We start from the raw sequence: 24,535 nt of genomic DNA on the forward strand, positions 1-24,535 counted from the left end.
GATGGTTCTCGCGGCCTGGCTTTCAACCCGGCGCAACGACGGGGAAGGGGAGGCTGACCCCTCACGGCTGCGTGTCCGGGGGATGCTGAGGGCAGGACGCCGTTTACCCTGCGGCGCTTTTGCCCCGTTAGGTCATCCATCCTGACCATCTTTTGGCATTGCGGCCGGCCATATTTCTCGTCTAGAACGGCCATGGAACGTGGTCCCGGCAACGAACTGTCAATGGTTTTGGCTAAGGATTTCGTCTCCTCAAGGGTCTGGCAATGCTGATTCGCAGCGAAAATGTTGGAGTTCAGGGTGGATCGGCCTCGGCCGTTCGTACCTGCGCGATTCCGGCTGCGTCCTTGCCCACCCTCCTTATTGGCGGGCTTCTGCTTCTTATCGGCCCCTGAGGGCCGTCTGGGCGGTTGCGCCTGGGCACTCAGGGGTTGCGTGAGATCAAGGAACCCTTCAGCGCCCAAAAAACGGCGCACCACCCAAAGGAAGTTGCAGATGACCACAGCCAATAAGTCCGAGAAGGACCGCGTAATCGTATTCGACACCACCTTGCGCGACGGCGAGCAGTGCCCCGGCGCCACCATGACGTTCGAGGAAAAGGTCGAGATCGCCGAGATGCTCGACGACATGGGCGTCGACGTCATCGAGGCCGGCTTCCCGATCACCTCCGAAGGCGACTTCCAGGCGGTCAGCGAGATCGCCCGCCGCTCCAAGAACTCTGTCATCGCAGGTCTGTCGCGCGCCAATCCGAAGGACATCGACCGCTGCGCCGAGGCGGTGAAATTCGCCAGGCGCGGCCGCGTCCATACCGTGATCGCGACCTCGCCGCTGCACATGCGCGTCAAGCTGAACATGACGCCCGAGCAGGTGATGGAGCTCTCGATCGCCAACGTCACCCGCGCCCGCAACCAGATCGACGACGTCGAATGGTCGGCCGAGGATGCCACCCGCAGCGAGATGGATTATCTCTGCCGCATCGTCGAGGCCGTGATCAAGGCCGGCGCCACCACGGTCAACATTCCGGACACCGTCGGCTACACCACGCCCGAGGAATACACCCGCTTCATGCGCACGCTGATCGAGCGGGTGCCGAATTCCGACAAGGCGGTCTTCTCCGTGCACTGCCACAACGACCTCGGCATGGCCGTGGCGAATTCGCTGGCCGGCATCGCCGGCGGCGCGCGCCAGATCGAATGCACCGTCAACGGCATCGGCGAGCGGGCCGGCAACGCCGCGCTGGAAGAAGTCGTGATGGCGATGAACGTCCGCAACGACGTGTTTCCGTGGTGGAACAAGATCGACACCACAATGCTGACGCGGGCCTCGAAACTGGTGTCGGCGGCGACCTCGTTCCCGGTGCAGTACAACAAGGCGATCGTCGGCCGTAACGCGTTTGCCCATGAAAGCGGCATCCATCAGGACGGCGTGCTGAAGGACGCCTCGACCTACGAGATCATGCGCCCCGAGATGATCGGCCTGAAGAAGTCGTCGCTGGTGCTCGGCAAGCATTCCGGACGTCATGCCTTCGTGCACAAGCTGGAGGAGATGGGCTACAAGCTCGGCGCCAACCAGCTGGAAGACGCCTTCGTGCGGATGAAGGCGCTGGCCGACCGCAAGAAGGACATCTACGACGAGGACATCGAGGCGCTGGTCGATCAGGAAATCGCCAACTCGCATGACCGCATCAAGCTGACGTCGCTGACGGTCATCGCGGGCACCCATGGGCCGCAGCGCGCCACCATGAAGCTCGACATTGGCGGCCAGACCAAGATCGAGGAGGCCGAAGGCAATGGCCCGGTCGATGCGGTGTTCAACTGCATCAAGGCGCTGGTGCCGCACGAGGCCAAGCTCGAGCTGTACCAGGTCCACGCGGTCACGGAAGGCACCGACGCGCAAGCCGAGGTCTCGGTGCGGCTCGCCCATGAAGGCCGCTCGATGACCTCCAAGGCATCAGATCCGGATACGCTGGTCGCTTCGGCAAAAGCCTATCTCGGCGCGCTCAACAAGATCGTCATGAAGCGCGAGCGCGACATGCCGTCGTCGGCGGTGGCGAGCTGACGGCGCTAGTTGCGCCGTCATTCCGGGGCGCGAAGCGAACCCGGAATCTCGAGATTCCCCGGTGCGCAATTGCGCGCCTGAGGTTCGTCCTTCGGACGCCCCGGAATGACGGCGAATGAAATGGGAGAAAACGAAACGCGGTGCCCTCGGCGCCGCGTTTTTGCTTTGCCCTCGAGTCGAGCGCACTCGCTCGATGACACCGTGATTCCGGTCACAGCACAAACATCCGGTTTTGGTCAGCCTCGATGCCGACCCTCGACGATCTCGATCCCTTGGATGGGCGTTGAGGGATGGACGGCCTATTGAAGGAGACAATGATGGCCAACACGCAAGCAACTCTGAACGCCGACGGCCTTGCGCCGTTGTCGGATGCCAAGCTGGACCAGGTCAGCGGCGGCTGGTTTCCCTTCATCGCCTTGGGCGTTGCATTGGGAATCGGCTACTGCATCGTGGATGGAACGCTCGACCCGAAGCCGGGCCCGAAGGGCGATTTCCCGATCGGCCCCAAGAACGTCGGTTGATCGGTCAGCCAAGGTTGCCGCGAAGCGACGCCGCGCCGGGCAGGTGCGGCGTCGTGCGTTTGAACGTCGCGAGACGTCGCGACTGGCGCAAGCGCGCTCTACTTCCGGTCGGCGGCAGGCAGCTGGACCGGGACGTGCGGCGAGGTGCTGATCACCCGGGTGCTGCCGTCCGAATAGGTCGGGCTTCGCTCGGCCTCACTCCGGAGGGTCTCCAACAGCAGAAAGAATTTTTCTGAAAGCACGGCGTGTTCCACTTCGTTGAGGATGCCACCGCTGGTCTGGTGAAATTGCTTGTTCAGTAACGCCTCAGTATGCCTGACAATGGTTTCAGGAAGTGTTCGCCAGATCACTAAAATGGCTTCGTTGGTGGACAGAATTGTTTCATCAAAGCCGTTCCGCGAAAAACTTATCACGGAAACGCGACGGCCGACGCCCGTAAGAACCCGGTGATCTAGCTCGCATCAAGCCGCCGTCCTGCGGCCCCGCACCATCAGGACGAAGATGACGGCGAGGCCCGACGTCACCGTGTACATCGTGAACGCATTCAGATAGCCGATCATCATCGACTGGCGGGCGATCTCTTTTGCCACCTTGGCAAGGCCCGGCACGGTGTCGAAATTCCACCCGCCGGTAAGGCCCGGCGTCGTCAGCGCGCGGTTATAGGGTGAGATCATCTCGGTCATCCGGCTGTAATTGGCGCCCGAGGTACGCACGATTTCGGCGATCGACAGCGAGATGAAGAAGCTCGAACCGATATTGCGCAGCAAATGGAAGATCGCGGATGCTTCCGCATAATGCTTGGCGTCCAGCGTTCCGAACGCCACCGCCGTGATCGGCACCCAGACGACGCCGACGGCAAATCCCTGGATCATGCTGTTGATGACCAGGATCTCCATCGTGACGTTGAGGTCGAAGGTCAGCATCCACAGCCCCGCCACGGTCTGCAGGCCAAAGCCGAAGGCCATGGTGAGGCGCGGATCGAGCCGGTTCATCAAGCCGGCGATCATGAAGCCGACCAGCATTCCGAGACCGCGCGATCCGATCACCTGTCCGACCAACGCGTCGGGATAACCGGCCTGCTGCTGCAGCAGCGGCGGCAGCAACACCATCGGCGTGAAGTTCAGCATGCCGTAGATCGTCACCAGCGCCAGCCCGATCGCATAATTGCGGTCGGTCAGGAGTTTCAGGTTCACGAACGGATTGCGGGCGTCGAGACTGTGGATGAGAAAAACATAGAACGCGATGCCCGCAATCAGGCATTCGACCACGATCTCGGTCGAGTCGAACCAGTCCAGCCGTGCGCCGCGGGCGAGCACCAGCTGAATGGCCGCCAGCGCGGTCGCCAGCGCGAGGAAGCCGGTCCAGTCGAAGCGGACCTTGGTCAACTGGTTGTCGGAGGGCAGCGTCCAGGCCATGCCGATCGTGGCCGCAATCCCGATCGGCACCAGCATGTAGAACGACCAGCGCCAGCTATGCGCCTCGGCGAGATAGCCGCCATACACCGGGCCGAACACCGGCGCGACCGCGACCGCCATGCCGAAGATCGACATCACCATCGAGTGCTGGCGGCGCGGGAAGGTCGCGAACAGGATCGACTGCGACAGCGGTACCAGCGGCGCCCCGGCGCCGCCCTGCAGGATGCGCCACAGCACCAGCCCCTCGAGCGATTGCGCCATGCCGCACAGCAGCGTCGCCAGCGTGAACCATCCGACCGACCACACCATCACGCGCCTGCTGCCGAAGCGGGACACCAGCCAGCCGGTCATCGGCGTCACGACCGCGGTCGCCAGGATGTTGAAGGTCATCACCCAGGCGACCTCGTCCTGGGTCGCCGACAGCGCGCCCTGCATCTGCGGCAGGATGGTCGACGTCGTCAGCAGCGCCGTGCCGTACAGCGAAGAGCCGAGCACGACCGTCATCAGCGTCAAATATCGCTGCGCCGTGGACATGGTCCCGGCAGGGTCCTCGGCCTCCATGCTGGTGGAACTCAGGGTGATGTCCCTTGCGGCAGCTGATGTCAGATACTAACCTAGCTTACTAATTTCAGGGCTGCCACAACAGCGCCATGCCGAATACCGACGAATATATTGGGGTTGTGATTTCGGACGTTGCCCGCCTGTTGCGGACCGAGTTCGATCGCCGCGTGCGCCGCCTCGGCATCACGCGGGCACAATGGCTGGTGTTGACCCGCCTGCACCGCCGTCCCGGCGCCTCGCATTCCGAACTGGCCGAGATGATGGAGGTCGAGAAGGCCACCGCCGGCCGCATGATCGACCGCCTGGTGGCCAATGGCTGGGTCGAACGCCGCACGCAAGCGGACGACCGCCGCGTCAAGCGCGTCTATCTGACCAAGGAGGCCGAGCGGGTCCACAAGCGCATCTGGCGCGTCGCCGAGGACACGGTCGATGCCGGGCTTGCCGATCTCGCAGGATCCGAGCGCAAACAGCTGATGGCCCTGTTGCAGCGCATCAAGAAAACCCTGGTGTCGGCGGATGACGGCGAGGCCGCGCGGGGCGAGTTGGCGACGGCTCCGCGAAAGCGAGTTCCATTGGCGACAGGCCGGCTCAACGGCAGGGCCGCGCCATGACCAAGCGGATGAAGCGATTGGCCCTGGTCGGCGTGCCTCTGTTGGTCCTGGTGGGCGCGCTGGCCTTCTGGCTGCAGGGCGGCCGCCACATCTCGACCGAGAACGCGTTCGTCAAGGCGGACATCGCCCAGATCGCCAGCGAGGTTCAGGGCCGTATCACCGAGTTGCGGATCCGCGATCATTCGGCCGTCGCCGCCGGCGACGTGCTGCTTCGCCTCGATCCGACGCAATACCAATTGGCGCTCGCCAAGGCCGAAGCGGAAATTGATTCCGCGCGCGCCGCCGTCGAGCAGCTCAAGGCCAGCCTGCGCGAGATCCGGGCCGAGACAAAGGAGGCGGAGAACAAGCTGGCGTATCTCCAGTCCCTGGCCAGGCGCCAGCGTGAGCTGTCCGGACGCGGCGTCGCCTCGACCGCGAAGGTCGAGCAGACCAACAGCGAGGAGCAGGAAGGCGAAGATCGCGTCGCCGTGCTGCACCAGCGCATCGCCCGCGTCGAAGCAGCCCTCGGCGGCAAGCCCGACCGGCCGACGGATCAGTTCGCGGCGGTGCGCGAAAAACTGGCGGTGCGCGATCGTGCCGCGCTCGACCTTGCCTATACCGAGATCAAGGCGCCGAAGGCGGGCGTGGTGGTCAATTTCAAGCTGCAGCTCGGCGAGCAGGTCAAGGCGCAGACGCCGCTGTTCGCGCTGGTCACCGACCGCAGGCCCTGGCTGGAGGCCAACTTCAAGGAGACCGACCTGACCTATGTGACGGTAGGGCAGAAGGCCAAGGTCGTGCTGGATATGCATCCCGACGTTACCTGGGACGCCGTGGTGGAGAGCATCAGCCCGGCGACCGGCGCGGAGTTTGCGATCCTGCCGGCGCAAAACGCCTCAGGCAATTGGGTCAAGGTCGTGCAGCGCCTGCCGGTGCGGCTGCAGCTGGTTGAACGATCAGGCGAGCCGCCGCTGCGCGCCGGCATGACCGCCTATGTCAGCATCGACACAAGGCGCGCCCGCAGCCTCGCAAGGCTGCTCGGCGGCGGACCTGCGGTTGCGGCGAATCCTGCAACGCAAGAGACCAGCAAGTCGGAATAACGCGGATCAACGCGCGCTGCCCTGGCCCGTCCGGCAGGAACGGCGCGCCGGGCATTCGTGATATTCGTCACGGCAGCAATCCTTGCAGCACCCTAACGTTGCAGTCGTTGGAGGTCGGGAATTCCCCCGCCGCTATGGGAGCGCGACATGAGCAAGGAAATCAACGAACTGACCATGGACGAACTCGATGCCGTGAACGGTGGCGCGGTCACCGTCGTCGTCGACAAGGGCTACGTCGGAATCGAAATTACGGTTGGAGGCTACGGGTTTGGGGTCTGGGTTACCGGTGGTTCGCTCTGCGGCGCCCTGTTTACGCCGGGGCACCGTGGCGGGACCTGCATCCCATAATCGCAGTATGCGTGACGCCGTGGGCTGGTCTGCTGGGCCGATCTTTTTGTGGTCAGCCCGGCAGAAGCCGCTTCACGCGTTTCCAGGCGGGCGCAACGGCATATCCGATGACCGGGATTGACGCCGCGCCGACCACCAGTCCGATCACGCCTGAGATGGCCGCCTCGACGATCCATTTGAGCAAACCGCCGACCGCCGGCAGGGCGTGGGCCGCAGCGTCGGTCGCGGCGTGGACGGCATGACCGATCGAAGGCGGGCCGTACGCCTCGATGCCGTGCAGGATGATGCCGCCGCCAACCCAGATCATGGCGGCGGTGCCGACCGCGCTGAGAAAGACCAGGAAGACGGGCATGCCCCGGACAAGGGCGTGTCCCAATCCGCGGCCGATACTGGCGATGACCGAAACATTGTCGTTTCGCGCCAGCGCCACGCCGGCGTCGTCGGCCTTCACGATCAGGGCCACCAGGCCATACACCGCGACGGTGATTCCGATTGCGACCACCGCCAGCACGATGGCCTGCTTCAGGATGCTGCCGGCGGGCAGGGCCGCCAGTGTGATCGCCATGATCTCCGCCGACAGGATGAAGTCGGTCTTGATCGCGCTCGCGACCTTCTGGTCCTCGAGCGTCTGTGCCTGCAACGCCACCGTGCCGAGCTCGGCCTCATGCTGGTGCGCATGATGGGGCATGACGGCTTCGTACAGTTTTTCAACGCCTTCGTAGCAGAGATAGGCCCCGCCGAACATCAGCAGCGGCGTGATCGCCGAGGGCAGGAAGTAGCTGAGCGCCAGCGCAGCGGGAAGCAGGATCAGGAGCTTGTTGCGAAGCGACCCCGCCGCGATCTTGCCCACGATCGGCAGTTCGCGCTTGGCCGCGAATCCGATCACGTAACCTGGCGTCACCGCGGTATCGTCGATGACGACGCCCGCCGCCTTTACTCCCGCCTTGGCGGCCTGGCTGACCACATCGTCAAGGGAAGCCGCTGCCACCTTTGCGATCGCCGCGATATCGTCGAGAAGGGCGATCAATCCGACGCTCATCGATAAATCCCGTTCATGATTCGCGGGTTCCTCGCCGAGCGTGACCCTCCGCAGATTGAGCTTTGACAGCGGATCGGCTTTTACAGCATTGGGGGACGTTTCACGATCTGCTTTTTCGACGCAATCCAGACCTGCAGTTCGGCGCGCTAGGTTTCAACGCACAGAGACGTCGGCTATAGCGTTTTCGAGCGAAGTGGATACCGGTTCGCGTCAAGAAAACGCGTCAAGAACAGGGATCTAGGGCAAGATCGGTTCTGATTTGATCAGGACCGATCTTGCTCTAGTGTGCGCGCGATCCAATGGGGAATGTCATGAACTTTTCTGCAATTTTTGCGCGCATCGTCGCGCTGATCGGCGGGGCTGCCTTGTTTTGGCGCAAATTGCAGGGCGACGCGCCGGCGCCTGCCTGGGGCAGCGCGCCCGTGGTGCCGGAGGCGAAGCCACAGGGCGCCATTCCGACGCTGAAGATGCCGTCGGCGAGGGGCTGGGACAAGGGGCAGAAGCCGACCGCCGCACCGGGGCTCAAGGTCAATGCATTTGCGACCGGCCTGAAACATCCGCGCTGGATCAACGTGCTGCCCAATGGCGACGTCCTGATTGCGGAGTCGAACCAGGTCGCAGGTCCGGTCAGAAACGTGTTCGGCTATGCGATGCAGGCGACGATGCGGCGGGCCGCGGCGCTTGGCGAAAGCGCGAACCGCATCACGCTGCTCCGCGATGCGGATGGCGACGGCGTCGCCGAGAAGCGCGGGGTTTTCATGGAGGGGCTGAACCAGCCGTTCGGCATGGCGCTGGTGGGCGACAATTTCTATGTCGGCAACACCGACGGCGTCGTGGCGTTCCCCTATGTGGCGAACGCCGATCGCATCACGGCAACAGGTCGCAAACTCGTCACCTTCAAGCCGGGCGGACATTGGACGCGGAGCCTGCTGCCGAGCCCGGATGGCAAGAAGCTCTACGCCGGTGTCGGCTCGCTCACCAACATTGCCGACAACGGCATGGAAGTGGAAGAGGGCCGTGCCGCGATCCATGAGCTCGATCTTGCCGGCGGCGCCAGCCGCATCTTTGCCGGCGGCCTGCGCAATGCGGTCGGCATGGCCTGGGAGCCACAGACCGGCGTGCTCTGGACCGTGGTCAACGAGCGCGACGGCCTCGGCGACGAGACCCCTCCGGATTATCTGACCTCGGTGCGCGAGGGCGGCTTTTACGGCTGGCCCTATTGCTATTGGGGCCGGACGGTGGACGATCGGGTGCCGCAGGATCCGGCCATGGTCGCCAAGGCGATCACGCCGGACTATGCGCTCGGCGGGCACACTGCGTCGCTCGGTCTTTGCTGGGTGCCCGCAGGCACGCTGCCGGGTTTTCCCGACGGCATGGCGATCGGCCAGCACGGCTCCTGGAACCGCAGCACGCTGAGCGGTTACAAGCTCGTTTTTGTGCCGTTCGAGAACGGGCGTCCGTCAGGGCCGGCGCGGGATATTCTTTCCGGCTTCCTCGCACCCGACGAGAAGGAATCCTATGGACGACCGGTCGGGGTGGTGGTCGGTCCCGACGGCCGGTCGCTCCTGATGGCGGACGATGTCGGCGACGTCATCTGGCGCGTCACCGGCGCGTAGCAGAACTGAGCGTGCCCGCGACGGCTGGATCGGCGAACGAATGCGCCGGCCGGCCGTCACCGGATGAGGCGGTAATCTTGTGTTGCGCAGCTTGCCGGAAGCGTTGAGAATTAGCGCTCATGTCTAGCAATTGAATTTGGCCCTAGTCGCAGAGAAGGCCTGTTGGTGCGCGTTGCCGGGTGGATATTGCTGATTGCCGGGGCTCTGCTTTGCGTCACGCTGGTATGGGCGACGGTTGGGTTCCTGCTGATGGGCGTCGGCCTGCTGTCACTCCTGGTGGCAGAGAACAGGCGACGGCGCGTGAGTGTCACAACGCTCGGCCGCGCGCCGGCCGATGAGCGCATGGCGCAGCCCCCGGTTCCCGAACCGGTCGTCTCTCACGAACCCCCGAAGCCGATAAGTCCACCGGCGGTTTCCTATGACAGGCAGGCATGGCGTCAGCTTGTTGAAAGCGATGTCGATCTCGCGCGGATAACCTCCGTGTTGGCCGACTACGGCCAGCAATATGTCGACGAGTTAGCCTGCGAATACATGGCCGACGTCGACAAGCAGCGCCTTCCCGCCATCGTTGAGGGTATCATCGGAAGAGCAAGCGAGAGTGTTGCGCCGCGTGGCAATGGCAGGCTGGTTGACGACGCCAGGCCGCCCAATCCGGTTGGCGGCGCGACGGCGGCCCGTCGGAGGCCTTTGCCGGAGTCGACATTAAAGCTTTCCGAAAAATCGCTCGATTCCGCGTCCTCGCCGGTCGAACCGGCCAAACAGGAAGCTGTTGGCGCACACGCCGCGCCGCCAACTGCAGCGGGCGAGGAAGACCGCAACGAGACGATCATCAGCGCCGATGAGGAACTCACCGCCATGCTCGGCAAATTGTCTGCGGACGCCGCCACGCCAAACAAGAGCTGAGCGCTGCCGCGGTTCAGCCATCACATTGCCGCGATAGGCCAGCCTATCTTGCATTAGCCATACTTCGACCACGAGCCGCTGGCTTGATTTGCGCACACCCGAAAACAAAACGGGAGATCGCAATGAAGCGAGACATCGGGGTGATCAGCGGCGCGACGCTCGCAATTGGCGTGGTCATGTGGGCGTTTGTGGGCAATCCGGCCGGCACGAAGCGAACCAATATAGCGCAGCACGTGACCCAGACGATGGACGTTGCGCCCGAACTCAAGCATGTGACCGAGCGCAGCCCGTATATGCGGTCCGAGCGCTGACCGGGCTGCGACAAATCGACGATATTTCCTAACCTCGTGCCGGTATTGCCGGCCCGGCTGCGACAGCATCTCGCACGGGCGACGTGGTCGCCTTGCCTGCGAACGCAGTGAATTCACCCCCGGATGTTGCTAGGCTGCTCCAGAGATCGGTGACCCGAGTCGTTGGACGCCGTCATGTCCCAACGCGATCGGCGCATCGTCTTTGTCGACCCCCACAAAGGGGAACGTTTCTGAATGTAGCCAGCGAGGCAGGCCATGGTGAAACCGTTTCCGTCCAAGACCCACATCGGCAACCACATGCTGCATCCGGAAACCTTGATGCTGAACTACGGCTACGATCCGCAATTGTCGGAAGGCGCCGTCAAGCCGCCGGTGTTCCTGACTTCGACCTTTGTGTTTCGGACCGCCGAAGACGGTCAGGATTTCTTCGATTTCGTCTCGGGCCGGCGCGAGCCGCCCGAGGGGATGGGTGCAGGCCTGGTCTATTCGCGGTTCAATCATCCCAACAGCGAGATCGTCGAGGACAGGCTTGCGATCTATGAGCGCACCGAGAAATGCGCGCTGTTCTCGTCCGGCATGTCGGCGATATCGACGGCGATCCTCGCCTTCGTCCGCCCCGGTGATGTCATTTTGCACTCACAACCGCTCTATGGCGGCACGGAGACCCTGTTCACGAAAACGCTTGCGGGCCTCTCGATCGGCTCGGTGGGTTTTGCCGACGGCATCGACGAAGCCGCGGTGCAGCTGGCGGCGGAAGACGCCATGCGCAAAGGCCGGGTCTCGATGATCTTCATCGAGACCCCGGCCAATCCCACCAACGGCCTGGTCGACATCGAGATGATCCGCCGTGTCGCCGACAATATCGGCGAGGCGCAGGACCACGTGCCGATCGTCGCGTGCGACAATACGCTGCTCGGGCCGGTGTTTCAGCGGCCGATCGAGCACGGCGCCGATCTGTCGCTGTATTCACTGACCAAGTATATCGGCGGCCATTCCGACCTGATCGCGGGCGCAGCGCTTGGTTCAAAAACCCTGATGAAGGATATCAAGGCGCTACGCGGCGCGATCGGCACCCAGCTCGACCCGCATTCCTGCTGGATGCTTTCCAGGTCGCTCGAGACCCTGAGCATCCGCATGGAGAAGGCCGACGCCAACGCACGGCTGGTGGCGGATTTCCTGCGTGACCACGCCAAGGTGGCCAAGGTGCATTACCTGGCGCACCACGAAGCCAACTCGCCGGCCGGACGCCTGTTCGCACACCAATGCAGCGGCGCCGGCTCGACGTTTTCGTTCGACATTGTCGGCGGCCAGGCCGCCGCCTTCAAGTTCCTCAACGCGCTGCAGATATTCAAGCTGGCGGTCAGTCTCGGCGGCACCGAGTCGCTGGCCAGCCTGCCGGCGAGCATGACGCATTCCGGCGTTGCAGCCGACATCCGCCAGAAAATCGGCGTGCTCGACTCCACGATCCGGCTGTCGATCGGCATCGAGCACCCGTCCGATCTGATCGCCGATATCGCGCAGGCCTTGAACGCGGCGTAGCTGTGTGCCTCGCCTGATGCCCGCTCATACCGGGGGGACGAGGTTCCCTCCGGGGCAGCTTTGCCGCGGGCCGTGCCCACGCAACCTCCATGGTTAATGAAGTACGATCGCATTACGTAACATCCGATCCGGCGCGAGGGTAAAGCGCTCACCCACTCCGCCATAGCTGTTGTAGGGGCAACGCGGCGTTAAGCCCTCCATGGAAGTTTGCTCGGATCGGAGCAGCCTCAAGATGATCACCAGCCGCCGGGAAATTGGCAAAGCGCATATCCCGTTGTGGGCGGCGGGATTCGTGGCGTTGGCTTGCGTTGCAATTCTTGCGCTGAGCGGCTGGCGCGAATGGGAGTCCCGGCAGGTCGACCTGAAGAACGCGGAAGTGGACATGGCCAATCTTGCCCGTTCGCTGACGCAGCATGCCGACGATACGTTTGACCTGGCGGACACTATTCTAACCGGAATGGTTGACCGCATGGAGACCGGCGGAATCAGCCCCGTAGCGGTCGAAAAGATCCAGACGTTTCTTCAATCGCGCAAGTTCAACCGGCTGCGTATCCGCGGCATCTTCGTCTATGATGAAACCGGTCGCTGGCTCGCAACGACTGAAGACATCAATCTCACCGGTCTCAACAACGGCGATCGCGACTACTTCCAGCGCCATCGCGATTCCACCGATCGCGGGACGCTGATCGGCCGGCCGGTCAAGAGTCGCTCGGGAGGTCAGTGGATCATCACCCTGTCCCGTCGCTTCAATCATCCCGATGGCAGCTTTGCCGGCGTGGTGTTGACCAGCATCGACGTGGCCTATTTCAAGGAATTCTACCGGCGATTTGACATCGGGCCGAACGGCTCGGTGGCGCTATTGAATGCCGATGGCATCCTGCTGGCGCGCAGCCGCGACGAAGACGGCAGCAATGTCGGACGCGATATGTCCAAGTCGCCATTGTTCCGGACCCTGAAAGACCGCCCCAGCGCCAGCGTCTATTACTTCAAATCGCCGCTGGACGGACTTGAGCGGTTGAGCTTCTACCAGTTGAGCAGCCGATATCCCATCCTGGTTCTGGCGACCAAGGCGCAGGACGATGTGCTGGAGCCATGGCGCCAGCAATCGTTCACACGGCTGGCTGTCGTCGCAGGCCTCTTGCTGGTGATCGCGCTGACCGGCTTTGCCTTCGTGCGTTACCTGCTGCAGCGCCAGCGCATGGCGGCAGCCCTTGTGGCCAAGGAGGCGGACTTTCGCCTGCTGGCCGAACAGTGCAGCGACGTGGTGATGCGTATCGGGCTGGACGAGCGGATTCTCTACGTTTCGCCGTCATGCGCCCGCGTTTTCGGCCACGACCCCGCCAAGTTGCTGGGAGCGCCGGCCCTTGCGGCGATCAACGCCGAGGACCGGCCGCGGGTTGAGCAAGCCATCGCGGCATTGAAAAACGGCGAGGCCGAAGAGGCGCGGCTCATCTACCGCGTCCGTCACCGCGAAAAGAATGAAATCTGGGTCGAGACCGCTCTGCGCGTGACGCGCTCGGCGGAGACCAACAAGATCGACGGCGTGGTCGCAATCTCGCGACATGACAGAGCAACAGGATTTGCAGAACAAGCTGGCCGCGCTTGCCACGTCCGACGGATTGACGGGATTGGCCAACCGCCGGCATTTCGACGAGCGCGTGTCGGAGGAATGGGCGCGCGCCAGGCGCGATGGCACGCCGCTATCGCTGTTGTTGATCGACGTCGACTATTTCAAGAAGTTCAATGATCATTATGGTCACCAGGCCGGAGATGCCTGCCTGCGTGCGCTGGCGCGGATCCTGGACGCGCAAATTCGCAGGCCGGCAGATCTGGCAGCCCGCTACGGCGGCGAAGAGTTCGTGCTGCTCCTGCCCAACACCGATTCGGAAGGCTGCATGCAGGTCGGCGAGAAGGTGCGTGAAGCGCTTCTTGAACTCGGCATGCTGCACGCGCTCAACCCGCCTTCCAAACTCATTACCGTCAGTCTCGGCGGTGCAACGAATGTCCCGGCCCAGAGCATGACCGACCACGCGGCTCTGATTGCCGCAGCGGACCGGGCGCTCTATTCGGCCAAGAATGAAGGACGCGATCGGCTGGTCATGTCAGGACAAGTCGTCGCCTGGCCTGACGCCAGAAGCGCTTGATTACAACAGCGCCTGAAGCCAGGAGCGTCTGAAGCTGGATGCCGCGCGGCGCCGATTTTCACGAACCCTTTTTGGCCCTGACCGAATACGACAACGGCATGCGCGGCACGCCATCGGCAAGCCGCCACAGCCTTTCCGATGCCGGCACCAGGCTTGGCAGGCCGCGCCAGGGCAACACTTCGTGCTCCCTGAACATCGTAATCGTCAGTCCGGCATCGATCAGGCCGCCGAGCACGGCCGAGAGCGAGTGGATCCACTCGCGGGTCGATCGATGCGACATGATCGTGGGATCGCCGGTATAGGTGGTCTCGTTTGCGAACTGCAGCGGCCGGTCGGCAGGCGTTTGAAAATCGTAGGTGGGAACAAGCCTGCCGTCGAATTCTTCCATCACCGTGAAGGCGGGATGCGCATCCGCGAAATAGAGTTCGCCACCCGGCGCCAGCACGGACGCAATGGTCTCTGCCCATTTCTTCATATCAGGCAGCCAGCAAATGGTGCCCCAGGTGGTGAAGACGAGATCGAACGGGCCCGGCGTCAGGGCAGGGGCCTGATCGACGGTCCCCTCGACGAAGTCGGCCTTCAGCCCGGTCTCATTGGAGAGGCGGCGCGCCACATCGAGCGCGGCCGGAGAAAAATCCAGCCCGGTAACCGTCGCGCCGCGCCGCACCAGGCACAACGTGTCGCGGCCGATATGGCACTGCAGATGCAGGACGCGCTTTCCCCTGATATCGCCGAGTTCCGCCACTTCAATCGCACTCAGCGCATCTTCGCCCGCCCGAAACCGGTCGAGCATGTAATCGCCGTTGCTATCGCGCGCATGAATGGCGGTGCGCTCGTCCCAGTTCCGGCGATTGATGTCGAAGGGGTCGATCATGTCTGCTCCGTCTTGACCCCTAGCAGATTTCAATGTGCTTCGCGAATGCACGCTTTCGCCATCGTGGACGCCAAATCATTCCTCTGGCATCCTATCGAGATGTCGTTGGCCCTGATCATCCTGATCGCTCTCGCCGTGCTTTGGTTGGCGGAACGCAGCCTTGAGCATCTTACTTTGGCTGCGGCCGCGCTGTGTTTGTGCACCGCAATGCTGCTGTTTGTCGTTAGCGATCTGGAACGCGCGATCCTGTTGTCATCCATCGTGGCGGCCGCAGTTTTCGGAGCGTCGAGGGTCAAGTATAATCACAGCGGGATCAAACTCATTGCAACCGATTTGCCGCTGGCTTTTGCCGGAACAGTTCCATTTTTATTGGTGCAGTATCCGCTCGCACTGACGGCTGCTCTGGCGGGAAGCATCACGCTCATGCTGGCCGCGGTCGCGACCCTGATTTATGTGCGTGGACCGCCAGTACCGTTTGAACTCCAGATCCTGTTTTTCGGCGTGTCTTGTATTGGCCTGGTGGCAGCCTACAAAGCGAGTGGCGGGCCGCTGCCTTTCCAGCGCAATGCGGCGCTCCGCCGCTGTTTTCTTTCCAGCTTCATCGCTTCGCTGCTCAACCCGCTTTCCTGGCGGCCGTCCGGCGGGCTCGCCCTGAGCGACATCGCCAAAGATCCGCTGCCGCTGATGGCGGCGGTGCCGGCGCGCAGCCTCGACTATCCCGACATCATCGTGATCCAGCACGAGTCGATCTTCGATCCGCGCCTGTTTGGTCTCCCGGTTGAGCCGATTGTCGAATCGTTTCTGTCGCCGAAGGACGGACTCCATGGCAGCCTCAACGTGGATATTTTCGGCGGAGGATCGTGGCAATCGGAATTCAGCCTGCTGACGGGCCTTTCAAGCGCGAGCTTCGGTTCGAACGCCTATTTTCTCTTCAAGCGCGGGGCCGGCCGCTTCCACAGCAGTCTTCCAGGGACGCTCTCGGCGCTCGGATACAGGACAATGCTGACTTCGAGCTGCCGTCGCAGCTTTCTCAGCTATGACAGGTTTTACCGTTCGATAGGCATCAACGAGCGCCTCTTCACGGACGATTTTGAGCCGCCCTTCGACGTCGCTCGTTTCGAAACCACACATTCCGATGCGTTGTTTCTGGACGCCGCGCTCAATGCGCATATGAAAGGGATGGCCGACGATGCTGCACCTCGCTTTCTCTATGCGCTGACCAACTTCAATCACGGCCCGCACAACCGAAGCCTGGTTGCCCCCGGGCGCTTTGAAGGCGAGCGGGCGTTTGCTGCCGCGAGCCTTCCCGATGCACATTATGCCGAGTATTACGCGCGGCTGGTCGAGACCGCCGTGACCTGGAATAAACTCAAGTCCGAGCTTTCCTCCCGTTTTCCCAAGCGTCCGACACTCATTGTGCACTATGGCGATCATCAACCCGTCATGACGCGGCGGATCGAGAAAAAACTCAAGCTCGGCTCGGACGCGAGGCGGCAGTTTCGCACGTTCTACGCCATCGAAACCTTGAATGATTTCCCCGATCGAATTCCGCGTGGACGCGGCCCGGACCTGGATATCGCCTTTCTCGGCACCGTGGCCTTGCAGCATGCCGGTCTGCCGCTGGACGAGATCTTCGCGACGCGCGCGAGCCTGCTTGAACAATGCGGCGGCGCCTACTTCGCATCATCGTCGGAACGAAAACGCCGGTTTCACCGTACCCTGGTCGATCTGGGCGTGATCGACGTGGCACCGGCTGTGCGATACCAGCGCTAAACCTTCTCCGGGGCCCACGTCGCCCGCTTGCCGAACGTCCGCCGCTGCGCCAGAGCTTCGTCCCGTTGCTAGCTTCGCGAATGCTTGTCGCTGTGGGGTACGGCCCATGCCCGGTTGCTTCAACAGGATTTGTTGCCTACCCTCGCGAGGTTCATCGTTACTTCCTTTCAGGCGAGATCATAGATTAAGCGATACGGGAGAAGTTGGTGGCTGCGCGATTGCTGTTTACGAGCGCGGGTAACGGTTCGAGTAACAATTTGGTCCGCAGCATCCGGGCCGGCGCCGGCTCTTCCTTCATCGTTGGCTGCAACGACGACCAGTTCGCCCTGAAGAAATCCGACGCCGACAGAAACTACCTCGTCCCATCAGCCGATCATCCGGAATGGAGCGAGGTGCTGCGCTGGATCATGAAGACCGAACGCCTGCTCATTATTCCGACCGTTGATTCCGATGTTGAGAGCCTGTCGCGCGCACGGAAGACTCTCGGCGAATATCTGTTCCTGCCAGGCGAAGCCGTGCTGAGTGTTTCCCGCGACAAGTACCGTCTCGTTTCACTGTTGCGCCGCAACGGCATCGACGCTCCCGAAACCTATCCGGTGGAGGACCTGAAGAACGTCACCAAAATCTTCCAGCAGCTCAAAGGCGGCAGACCATTATGGTGCCGCGTCCGGAGCGGGGCCGGCGCGCTCGGCGCGCTGCCGGTCCAGACCGCCGAGCAGGCACGGAGCTGGATCAGGTACTGGAAGGAGATGCGCGGCGTGCCGGTTACGGCTTTTTTGCTGTCGGAGTTTTTGCCGGGCCGGGATTTCGGCTGCCAAAGCGTCTGGAGGGACGGCGAGCTGGTGCTCATCAAGACCTACGAACGGCTCTCCTATCTTGGCATGGGCAGCCAACCATCGCGGGTCTCCTCGGTGGCGGGGCTGGCAAAGACGGTCTTCGAACCGAAAGTCGTGGACACCTGCGTGCGGGCTATCAAGCTGCTTGATGCAAGGGCGTCCGGAGTTTTCAGCGTGGATCTCAAGGAGGATGTGCGCGGCATTCCCTGCATCACGGAAATCGGCGTCGGCCGGTTTACGTCTTCGACCAACATTTTCGATATGGTCGGAAAGCATAACATGGCCAGGACCTTCGTTCAGCTGGCGCGAGGCCTGAAGGTCAAGATCGAAGACAGTTACGAGGCCACGCCGGACTGGTACATGATGCGAGACCTCGACGGCGCGCCGCGCATCTTCCACGCCTCCCAATTCGCTGATAACATTCGAAGTACTTGGCAAGGGGCAGCCTCGGGTCGGGGCCGGCTGAAAACAACGGGAAGGGGCGAAAGCGGATGGCGTACATTCAAGTCAACAAGAAGATAAGCACCACAGGCCGTACCTATATTCGGGTGGCGGTCACGCCGAAGAGCGCCGAAGGGAAGGCGATGCTTCGTCAGTTCGTGGCGTGAGTGAAGGATTTTGAGAAAAAGTGGAAAGCGACCGCGGCCGCAAAAAAGGACCGCCTTGCAAGGGAAGCAAGAGCCAAGAAGAGAGCTGCCAAGAAAAAGAAAGCCGCCAAGAAGTAAGTCTCTCGAGATCCGGGATCCGGTCGTCACCGCACTCGCAATCGATGGAGGCCTCGATAGCCATGAGCTCGAGGCCCTTCAACTCGAACTGCGAGCGCTCGCCAGCGCTTGCGGACTGGAGGTCACCGCCCTGGAAGTTGCAGCCCCGGAAGCCAAGGCTGCGAAGCAGCCCCGGAAGCCAAGGCTGCGAAGCGCCGCTAGGACATGATGCGTTTAGGTCGGAGCGACGGATCCTTACGATGCGGCGCACGTCAAAAGCAGTTTGAATGATCTCAAGGAATTGAAAGAGGAAAAGGATAACTGACACGAAAACGCCCCCGCCAGGGGCGCCTTTAAGCCACCAGTGCTTGAAGCTCTACCGCCTGTTCCCGGTTATGCACGGCAATAGCGGTGTGACTATAGAGGGCATTCGACTGAAGGGTAGCGAGGCGGTCAAGCAAACTGCTGCCCTTGACGACGTGCAGGCCCATTCCCTCTTCCGAGGGGAAGATACCCAAAACAACATCATAGGCCGCGACCACATCCCTCAATGCGGCGGCCGGGTTTTTTGAACTTTCAATGAATGTGCGAACGTCCGCTGCGAGATCGCGCAGCTCGTCAAAATTTTCCAAAGCGGTACTCCAACGCAACTAACTGCCCGAATCTTGAATGCAGAAGATTACCGAACCATCAACAAATCCCTCGCAAGGGGGTTTGCGCTGGATATGGCGTCTTCCTTTTCCGGCACTTCTCTTCGACCTTGGACTAGGACAATGAAGCAAGCTGCGACTGCGTCTGCTCCAGCCAGAATTGCATGCCAAGTTGCTGGAACAGGGCTGCGGCCGCATTGAGATGCTGCTCGGCGCTTCCGCTCTGGCCGGCCGATCTGTAGCGTTTTCCGAGCCCGAGGTGACATTGAGCCGCCAGGGGGCGCAGATCGAACGCCTCGGCCTTTCGGAGGGCTTCGTGAAAATTGGTTTCGCTCTCGTCGAGGGGGGAGGGGTCACTCAGTCCAAGCTCGGCAAGGAGCCGGAGCGCGTAGGCTTCATAGATGATCGTTCCCGGCGCGGGCGGTTCGCGGATGTTTCAGATGCGGGCCCCGATGATGGCAAGCCGCCTCTATGAACCTGCAACGATGCGGATATCGACCTGGAAAAAGGACATGGCCATTATCGCGGAGTTCGCCAGCGAGGTCGGCTGTGAAACGCCGCTCTTTGCAATGACGCAACCGGTTTACACACAGGCCATGGCGATGGGATTGGGCGATCAGGATACGGCCGCGGTGTTCGAAGTGTTGAAGGCCAACGGCCCGTAACGGGTCATCGCCTGCTTGGCGCCCGGAGCGGTTATTCCAGAACCAGCGGCGAGGTGACCCCCACCGGAAATGACGATGTCAGCCGGTCGCACGATATGCGCCCTAAACCAAGGGATAGCCCGCTCCATCCCAATTGCGTAGGGGGAGGCTACCTCGGGACGGCCGAACCATACCCGCGTGCAATGGTGTCCGCCGACGCGTCGCGCTACCAATCCAGCACGACGAAATGCAAAGCAACGGAACCGGACCCCCGAGCCGGCAGTTGCAAGACAAGGTCGGCGGCGTAATGCCCGCCGGCCTTTTTCTTTTTATCGCGCCGCGCGCCGAACTTCTCGCCATTGCGATTCATGATGCGTTCTTGATGGCTTGCAACGAATGCCCGCTGGGCGCGCCAGCAGCAGACGTTCCCTCTGGTCCTTCTTGACCCTAAACACTTCACGCCGTTCTGGGACCAGGTGCAAAATACAAAAAAACAATCTACGCTAGGGATATCGCTCTCAGTTGAGAAAGGCCGCGATGTCCATTTCACGCAGACAGTTGCTTCAGACTTCGTTACTTTGTGCTGCAGGAATGGTCCACGGATCGTCCCCGGCTCTTCCTCAGGAGCCCGCCTCGGCACCGACGCCGGATGAGCGCAAGAGATTGGCTCGGTTGGCCGCCGCTTTCATGGAAACCTATGAGGTTCCGGGTCTCTCGATTGCGATCGCAATCAAGGGAAAGCCTGCCTACGTTGAGGCGTTCGGCGTTGCAGATCGTGACACTGGCGAAGCATTAACGCCGCAACATCGATTTCGCGTAGCGAGCATATCGAAGCCGATTACGTCCACCGGAATTTTCACACTCATCGAAGCAGGAAAATTGCAGCTGGATCAGCGCATTTTTGGACCAAATTCCATTTTTGGTGATGATTACCCGTGGTCGGCCGATGGATCTGAAACACGAATTACAATTGAGCATCTGTTAACTCACACCACCGGTGGTTGGAAAAACGATGCTCGCGATCCAATGTTCTTGAACAAGCAACTGAACCATCGGGAACTAATTACCTGGACATTGAAGCAAATGCCTCTTGCCGTCCCTCCAGGGACATCCTTTGCCTATTCCAATTTCGGCTACTGCATACTTGGGCGCGTGATTGAAAAACTTACTGGTCAGACCTACGAACAATTCATCAAGGAAAACATTCTAAAGCGCTGTGGAATAAACGATATGCAGATTGCCGGAAATACGTTGACGGACCGAGCGATCAACGAGGTAAAATACTATAGTCCGGCTGGGGGCGATCCTTACGGGATGAACGTCGCCCGAATGGATTCTGACGGTGGTTGGATTGCGACACCGAGCGAGATGACAACGTTCTTCGTTCATATCGATGGGTTCAAGACTACGAAACAACTGCTGACCGACGACACGCTCCGCACAATGAGCACCCCTACCGCCGCAAATCCCCGTTATGCCAAAGGCCTGTTCGTTAATTCGGCCAATAATTGGTGGCATGGCGGTTCGTTGCCTGGAACAGAAACCCTTTCTGTACGAACAAATAGCGATTTTTGCTGGTCCGCGTTTACCAACACGCGGCCCAAATTCCGGGACATGACCGCCGCTCTTGATATGTTGGGATGGCATATGGTGCGTTCGGTGGCTGACTGGCATCCATGAGAAATGGGCCCAGACCGTAATACGCTCCGGTCGCTGATGCCTTCATTTCAGTGTGCGCATGTCCGTTCATGGCAGCCAGCCGCAGCCATTCGGCCCGGTGGAACGCCGAACCTCCGACTGCCGTGGAAGGAACAAACTTCAGAACTCGGCCGTTTTACATACCACTTTCCGATCAACCAATCGTCCCGCTACTATCGGTTCCGTGGCCCTCGACCCTGCCTTCCGGACAAGAGAAGGTGTCGGGGCATGCGTTGTGGTTCCCAGGGAGGACAAAAATGGCCATCGTCAATGAACCGCTTTCACGCCATGCGCTCGCCTTCGTTCTTGCGGGCGGTCGTGGAAGCCGGCTCCTGGAGCTGACCGACAGGCGCGCCAAGCCGGCGGTCTATTTCGGCGGAAAATCGCGCATCATCGATTTTGCCCTCTCCAACGCGGTGAACTCCGGAATTCGCCGGATCGCGGTTGCAACCCAATACAAGGCCCACAGCCTGATCAGGCACCTGCAAATGGGCTGGAACTTCTTTCGACCGGAGCGCAACGAGAGCTTCGATATCCTGCCGGCGAGCCAGCGCGTCTCGGAGACGAACTGGTACCTCGGAACGGCGGACGCGGTTTATCAGAACATCGACATCATCGAGTCGCACGACGCCAAATTCATCGTGCTGCTCGCCGGAGATCACATCTACAAGATGGACTACGAGCGCATGCTGAAGCAGCATGTCGAGCAACGCGCGGACGTCACCATCGGCTGCCTGGAAATGCCGCGTGCGGAATCCAGCGGCTTCGGGATCATGGACGTGGACGACAATGGCATCGTGAAATCCTTTCTCGAGAAGCCGGCCGATCCGCCGCCGATGCCCGGCAAGCCCGACAAATCATTGGCCAGCATGGGGATCTATGTATTCGATTCGAAATTCCTGTTCGACGAGTTGCGGCGCGACGCGAACGACCCGAATTCGAGCCATGATTTCGGCAAGGACCTGATTCCCTACCTCGTCAAGAACGGCCGGGCGGTGGCGCACCAATTCTCGACCTCCTGCGTCAGGTCCGACGGCGATCCACGGAGCTATTGGCGGGACGTCGGAACAGTCGATGCCTACTGGGCCGCCAACATCGACCTCACCGACGTTTTACCCGAACTCGATATTTACGACCGTGCATGGCCGATCTGGACCCATGCCGAGATCACGCCGCCCGCCAAGTTTGTTCACGATGAGGAGGACCGGCGCGGACAGGCGGTGACTTCGCTGGTCTCCGGAGGATGCATCATATCCGGCGCCGCATTGCGCCGCTCCCTGCTGTTCACCGGGGTGCACGTCAATTCCTATGCAAACATGGAAAATGCCGTCGTCATGCCTTATGTGAATGTGGGCCGGCATGCGCGGTTGAAGAATGTCGTGATCGATCGCGGCGTTCGAATCCCGGAAGGTCTCGTGGTCGGCGAAGATCCCGAATTCGATGCGAAACGGTTTCGAACCACGGCGCAGGGTATCACGCTGATCACGCAGCCGATGATCGACAGGCTTGATGCATGAGCGAGCTTCGCGTCCTTGCGGTCGCCTCTGAAATCTATCCGATCGTCAAGACAGGAGGTCTTGCCGACGTCGTCGGCGCGCTCCCGACCGCGCTACAGGCGTATGGCATCGAAACGCGGACCCTGGTGCCGGGATATCCCGATGTCATCAAGGGGCTTGCGGTCGCGGAGGAGTTCCTTCATGTGCCGGAGTTTTTTGGCGGACCGGCCCGACTGCTCGGTCGCGTGCATGGCAACCTCAACTTGCTCGTGCTCGACGCGCCGCATCTCTTTGCGCGGCCCGGCAACCCCTACGTCACCCCTGATGGCAAGGACTGGCCTGATAACGGCGTGCGCTTTGCCGCGCTTTCGAAGATGGCGTCCGAAATCGGCCAGGGCGCCATTCCGTCGTTCGTGCCTGATGTGGTGCATGCCCATGACTGGCAGGCTGGCCTCGCGCCTGCCTATTTGCACCTTACCCATCAGCGCCGGCCCGCCACCGTGATGACGGTCCACAATCTGGCCTACCAGGGCAAGTTTCCGCATCACATGCTCAGTGTGTTCGGCTTGCCGCCCGAGTCTTTCTCGATTCACGGCGTCGAATATTATGGTGAGATCAGCTTCCTGAAAGCGGGCCTGCAATTCTCCGATCGCATCACGACGGTTTCGCCGACCTATGCGCGCGAGATTCAGACAGATGAGGGAGGTATGGGGCTGGGTGGGTTGCTGCGCGAACGGTCGCAGGTCCTGAGCGGCATCCTCAACGGCATCGATATGTCGGTCTGGAACCCGGAGACCGACCCCGACATCGCCGCGCGTTTCAGCGCGAACGAGCTGGATCCCCGTGCGGCAAATAAACTGGCCCTGCAGCGCCGGTTTGGTCTTGATCCATCCCCAAACGCACTGCTGCTCGGCGTGGTGAGCCGGCTGTCCTGGCAAAAGGGACTGGATATCCTCCTCGAGAACCTGCCGACCATCCTCGGGGAGGGGATGCAACTCGTCTTGCTCGGGAGCGGAGAGGCGGATCTCCAGCATGCTTATCAGGCCGCCGCAAAAGCGCACCCGGGCCGGATAGCGGTTCTGATCGGCTACGACGAAGCGCTCGCCCATCTCATTCAAGCCGGCGCCGACGCCCTCGTCGTGCCGTCGCGCTTCGAACCATGCGGCCTGACCCAGCTTTGCGCCTTGCGATATGGCGCTGTTCCGATCGTATCGCAGGTCGGCGGCCTTTCGGATACCGTCATTGACGTAGGTGAGGCAGGTGGCGCAGCAACCGGCTTGAAGTTTGGGCCCGTCACGGCCGACGCCCTCGCTGGCGCCCTGCAAAGAGCCAATATCCTGTGGCACGACCAGCAAGGCTGGCGAAGGTTGCAGTACAATGGCTTGTCGACGGATGTATCATGGCGCAGTCGGGCGAACCGCTACGCCGCCCTGTATCGCGATGTCGTCGCGGCCCGCCGGAATCAATAGCACCGCATTTGCTGAGCGGCCGCTTTGCGCCAGAAGCGGTCGTACAGATGACGCCCGTTTTGATGCCAAGCGGCACTGCGAACCTGTGGATGAGCGTTCGCGACGAACGATGCCGCCGCCGCCGGCGAGTTCTTTCACGGGCGTCGCTTAAGGAACCCGCAATACTTCAAGGTTATGTTTAGAATCCTTGGACGGAATGCCGTAGTGGGCGGATCTTCGTCTAGTTCGCCTTCTGGGGCGGCTCTCGCTGAT

The 24,535-nt window shown here is 61.5% G+C and carries 22 protein-coding genes and 1 pseudogene; 17 read left to right on the top strand and 6 right to left on the bottom strand.

What is annotated here, in order from left to right; genetic code table 11:
• Positions 1-492: 492 nt before the first annotated feature.
• Both JQ597_RS22510 and JQ597_RS22515 read left to right on the top strand, forming a co-directional pair.
• Positions 493-2,055 carry a 2-isopropylmalate synthase gene (locus tag JQ597_RS22510; protein WP_212266541.1) on the top strand — a complete coding sequence of 521 codons (1,563 nt, stop codon included), beginning with the start codon at positions 493-495 and terminating at the stop codon, positions 2,053-2,055.
• 317 nt (positions 2,056-2,372) lie between these two features.
• A complete protein-coding gene (locus JQ597_RS22515; protein WP_192737942.1) occupies positions 2,373-2,576 on the top strand; it encodes a hypothetical protein in 204 nt (67 codons plus the stop codon).
• A gap of 98 nt (positions 2,577-2,674) precedes the next feature.
• Here the strand turns inward: JQ597_RS22515 and JQ597_RS22520 are convergent, their stop codons facing one another.
• Positions 2,675-2,989, bottom strand: a complete 315-nt coding sequence (locus tag JQ597_RS22520) for a hypothetical protein (protein ID WP_212266544.1) — start codon at positions 2,987-2,989, stop codon at positions 2,675-2,677.
• Between the two features lie 48 nt (positions 2,990-3,037).
• Positions 3,038-4,525: a DHA2 family efflux MFS transporter permease subunit gene (locus JQ597_RS22525; protein WP_212266547.1), complete on the bottom strand. Its 1,488-nt coding sequence runs from the start codon at positions 4,523-4,525 to the stop codon at positions 3,038-3,040.
• Positions 4,526-4,641: 116 nt separating this feature from the next.
• Here JQ597_RS22525 and JQ597_RS22530 point away from each other — a divergent pair, with 116 nt between their 5' ends.
• From JQ597_RS22530 to JQ597_RS22540, 3 genes are all read left to right on the top strand, one after another.
• On the top strand, positions 4,642-5,163 hold the full coding sequence (locus tag JQ597_RS22530; RefSeq protein WP_212266550.1) for a MarR family winged helix-turn-helix transcriptional regulator: 522 nt from the start codon (positions 4,642-4,644) through the stop codon (positions 5,161-5,163).
• The gene (locus tag JQ597_RS22535; protein WP_212266553.1) at positions 5,160-6,239 is read left to right on the top strand and encodes an HlyD family secretion protein; all 1,080 of its coding nucleotides are present in this window, start codon (positions 5,160-5,162) and stop codon (positions 6,237-6,239) included. Before JQ597_RS22530 ends, JQ597_RS22535 begins: the two co-directional genes overlap by 4 nt.
• Before the next feature lie 147 nt (positions 6,240-6,386).
• Positions 6,387-6,587: a hypothetical protein gene (locus JQ597_RS22540; RefSeq protein ID WP_212266556.1), complete on the top strand. Its 201-nt coding sequence runs from the start codon at positions 6,387-6,389 to the stop codon at positions 6,585-6,587.
• A 52-nt stretch (positions 6,588-6,639) separates the two neighbouring features.
• Here the strand turns inward: JQ597_RS22540 and JQ597_RS22545 are convergent, their stop codons facing one another.
• The gene (locus JQ597_RS22545) at positions 6,640-7,626 is read right to left on the bottom strand and encodes a DUF808 domain-containing protein (protein WP_212266559.1); all 987 of its coding nucleotides are present in this window, start codon (positions 7,624-7,626) and stop codon (positions 6,640-6,642) included.
• Positions 7,627-7,937: 311 nt separating this feature from the next.
• On the opposite strand from JQ597_RS22545, the gene JQ597_RS22550 reads away from it, so the two are divergent.
• The 5 genes and pseudogenes from JQ597_RS22550 to JQ597_RS22570 all read left to right on the top strand — a co-directional run bounded on the left by JQ597_RS22550 (position 7,938) and on the right by JQ597_RS22570 (position 14,139).
• Positions 7,938-9,242 (top strand): PQQ-dependent sugar dehydrogenase, encoded by a 1,305-nt coding sequence (locus JQ597_RS22550; protein WP_212266561.1) that lies wholly within the window; start codon positions 7,938-7,940, stop codon positions 9,240-9,242.
• A 162-nt stretch (positions 9,243-9,404) separates the two neighbouring features.
• Positions 9,405-10,145 carry a hypothetical protein gene (locus tag JQ597_RS22555; RefSeq protein ID WP_212266563.1) on the top strand — a complete coding sequence of 247 codons (741 nt, stop codon included), beginning with the start codon at positions 9,405-9,407 and terminating at the stop codon, positions 10,143-10,145.
• A gap of 122 nt (positions 10,146-10,267) precedes the next feature.
• Positions 10,268-10,456, top strand: a complete 189-nt coding sequence (locus JQ597_RS22560; protein WP_212266565.1) for a hypothetical protein — start codon at positions 10,268-10,270, stop codon at positions 10,454-10,456.
• Positions 10,457-10,711: 255 nt separating this feature from the next.
• Positions 10,712-11,995, top strand: coding sequence for a cystathionine gamma-synthase family protein (locus JQ597_RS22565; RefSeq protein ID WP_212266567.1), 1,284 nt, complete (start codon positions 10,712-10,714; stop codon positions 11,993-11,995).
• 232 nt (positions 11,996-12,227) lie between these two features.
• A pseudogene (locus JQ597_RS22570) lies at positions 12,228-14,139 on the top strand (diguanylate cyclase).
• A gap of 58 nt (positions 14,140-14,197) precedes the next feature.
• Here the strand turns inward: JQ597_RS22570 and JQ597_RS22575 are convergent.
• A complete protein-coding gene (locus JQ597_RS22575; protein ID WP_212266569.1) occupies positions 14,198-15,013 on the bottom strand; it encodes a class I SAM-dependent methyltransferase in 816 nt (271 codons plus the stop codon).
• A gap of 105 nt (positions 15,014-15,118) precedes the next feature.
• Here JQ597_RS22575 and JQ597_RS22580 point away from each other — a divergent pair, with 105 nt between their 5' ends.
• Together JQ597_RS22580 and JQ597_RS22585 are read left to right on the top strand one after the other, a co-directional pair.
• Entirely contained in the window at positions 15,119-16,786 is a 1,668-nt protein-coding gene (locus tag JQ597_RS22580) for a sulfatase-like hydrolase/transferase (RefSeq protein ID WP_212266571.1), read from the top strand.
• 392 nt (positions 16,787-17,178) lie between these two features.
• Complete coding sequence (locus JQ597_RS22585) at positions 17,179-18,144, top strand: ATP-grasp domain-containing protein (protein ID WP_212266575.1); 966 nt, start codon at positions 17,179-17,181, stop codon at positions 18,142-18,144.
• Positions 18,145-18,679: 535 nt separating this feature from the next.
• Here JQ597_RS22585 and JQ597_RS22590 read toward each other — a convergent pair.
• Positions 18,680-18,958, bottom strand: a complete 279-nt coding sequence (locus JQ597_RS22590) for a hypothetical protein (protein WP_212266578.1) — start codon at positions 18,956-18,958, stop codon at positions 18,680-18,682.
• 190 nt (positions 18,959-19,148) lie between these two features.
• On the opposite strand from JQ597_RS22590, the gene JQ597_RS22595 reads away from it, so the two are divergent.
• Positions 19,149-19,451 carry a hypothetical protein gene (locus JQ597_RS22595; protein ID WP_212266680.1) on the top strand — a complete coding sequence of 101 codons (303 nt, stop codon included), beginning with the start codon at positions 19,149-19,151 and terminating at the stop codon, positions 19,449-19,451.
• Positions 19,432-19,641: an NAD-binding protein gene (locus tag JQ597_RS22600; RefSeq protein WP_249148116.1), complete on the top strand. Its 210-nt coding sequence runs from the start codon at positions 19,432-19,434 to the stop codon at positions 19,639-19,641. The genes JQ597_RS22595 and JQ597_RS22600 overlap by 20 nt, the downstream gene beginning before the upstream one ends.
• A 205-nt stretch (positions 19,642-19,846) precedes the next feature.
• Here JQ597_RS22600 and JQ597_RS22605 read toward each other — a convergent pair whose 3' ends face one another.
• Positions 19,847-19,990: a hypothetical protein gene (locus tag JQ597_RS22605; protein WP_212266582.1), complete on the bottom strand. Its 144-nt coding sequence runs from the start codon at positions 19,988-19,990 to the stop codon at positions 19,847-19,849.
• A 167-nt stretch (positions 19,991-20,157) separates the two neighbouring features.
• On the opposite strand from JQ597_RS22605, the gene JQ597_RS22610 reads away from it, so the two are divergent.
• The 3 genes from JQ597_RS22610 (at position 20,158) to glgA (ending at position 24,283) form a co-directional block, all read left to right on the top strand.
• On the top strand, positions 20,158-21,300 hold the full coding sequence (locus JQ597_RS22610; protein WP_212266584.1) for a serine hydrolase domain-containing protein: 1,143 nt from the start codon (positions 20,158-20,160) through the stop codon (positions 21,298-21,300).
• Between the two features lie 275 nt (positions 21,301-21,575).
• Positions 21,576-22,835, top strand: coding sequence for a glucose-1-phosphate adenylyltransferase (gene glgC / locus JQ597_RS22615; RefSeq protein WP_212266586.1), 1,260 nt, complete (start codon positions 21,576-21,578; stop codon positions 22,833-22,835).
• A complete protein-coding gene (gene glgA / locus JQ597_RS22620) occupies positions 22,832-24,283 on the top strand; it encodes a glycogen synthase GlgA (RefSeq protein ID WP_212266588.1) in 1,452 nt (483 codons plus the stop codon). The genes glgC and glgA overlap by 4 nt, the downstream gene beginning before the upstream one ends.
• Positions 24,284-24,535: the final 252 nt, after the last annotated feature.

Origin of the sequence: Bradyrhizobium sp. AUGA SZCCT0177 (assembly GCF_018130125.1) — a bacterium.
In the GTDB taxonomy this organism is placed as follows: Bacteria; Pseudomonadota; Alphaproteobacteria; order Rhizobiales; family Xanthobacteraceae; genus Bradyrhizobium.